This window comes from Luteimonas terrae, from assembly GCF_031457535.1.
In the GTDB taxonomy this organism is placed as follows: Bacteria; Pseudomonadota; Gammaproteobacteria; order Xanthomonadales; family Xanthomonadaceae; genus Luteimonas; species Luteimonas terrae_A.
Genome location: NZ_JAVDWO010000025.1, coordinates 1 through 1,351, shown reverse-complemented (window position 1 = coordinate 1,351; position 1,351 = coordinate 1). Strand labels below are relative to the sequence as shown.

Sequence of the window (1,351 nt, the reverse complement as noted above, 5' to 3'; positions counted from 1 at the left end):
CTAAGGTTTCCCCACGTTTTCATGGCGTCAGCGCCATCTGATCGAGGACTTCTGGCGGCAGTGATCGCATGCGCTCCAGCCATCTGGAGACAGGCTCAAGGGGCCATCGTCGGACCAGTGCTTCGCGTCCGATCCGGACAGTTGAATAGAGCTTGCGCGTGTTGCGGTGGGGCGAGAGCCACTGTGCAACGCCGGTGGCTTCGCAGCCAAGGCCCGCGAGCCAGCTGACGAAGTTCGCCAGCGTGCTGACGAGCAGCAGGATCTGCAGACGTCTGCCTTGCCGGGTGAGGCTGTCTTCCATGCCTTGGCCGTAGCGATGTGACTTGAGGTCGCGAAATCCGAGCTCGATCTGCATGCGCCGGGCGTAGAGGTTCACCAGCTGCCGGGCGCTGGGCGCGTCGAGCTCCGGCGAGGCGACGATCAACCACGGCTCCCGCTCGCGCGCGGATGCCTTCATGCTCGCGGTCGAGCGTGATGTCCTGCACGGCATGCGGCGATTCGGGCTCCGACGCCCTTGTCGCGCTTTGGCGTAGACCACCAGGCGGCACTCGATCGGATGACTCCGGTTGGAGAGCATTCGCGGCAGTTCGTAAGGTGTCGTCGACCCTAGGACGTGCAACCGGCGGCTGTCGACCCATTGGTCGATGCTGTCTGGCGCGTCCTGCGGTTTGACCTGCGTGCGTCCGCGCAGTCGACCGAGCCAATGCCATCCGATCGCGGAGACCGCGCGAAACCAGGGCGTTCGGAAGCCTGCATCGGTCACGAGGATGGGCGTCACGCCGTCGGGCACGAGGGCGCGCAACTGCTGCAGGAATCGCTTCTCTGGCCCCGGCGCGCCTTGCTCGCGGCCCGGTACCACCATGTCGAGAAGCGTCAGTGTGCGGCCGCCGACCGGCACTGCCGCGCGAAGCAGACACCAACTCTTGTCGGGCTTGAGATCGGACCAGTCGATGAGGATCACCGGCTGCGTGCTGCGCAACAACCAGCGCGCCATCTCGCGATCGATCGCAGCGCGTTCGGCGTGCAGGTGCCGATTGCTGAGCAAGCGATCGAACGCCTTGAGCGGTGCGCGAATGCGTGTCGCATCCGGCCACGATCGTGCGACATCCATCAACGTCAGCCTGCGACCTTGAAGCAGCGCCTCGACCGCGCGCAGCAATGCGCGCTCGCGCAGCGCGTGCATGCCGGCGAGTGAGTAAGGCAGGCACTTCTGCAATACTTGGCTGGCGCGCATGGTCGTCAGTCCTTCTACGGCTTAGTCACCTCGAAGGCTGCGCCATGCGCGCACTTGTTTCCACCCCGATCACGCCAAGCGTTTGATCTGACTGGTGAAAACGTGGGGAAACCTCAG

The 1,351-nt window shown here is 64.8% G+C and carries 1 protein-coding gene; it reads right to left on the bottom strand.

Going from position 1 to position 1,351, the window contains the following annotated elements; genetic code table 11:
* Positions 1-19: 19 nt before the first annotated feature.
* The gene (locus J2W68_RS17945; protein WP_310238765.1) at positions 20-1,234 is read right to left on the bottom strand and encodes an IS4 family transposase; all 1,215 of its coding nucleotides are present in this window, start codon (positions 1,232-1,234) and stop codon (positions 20-22) included.
* Positions 1,235-1,351 lie beyond the last annotated feature (117 nt).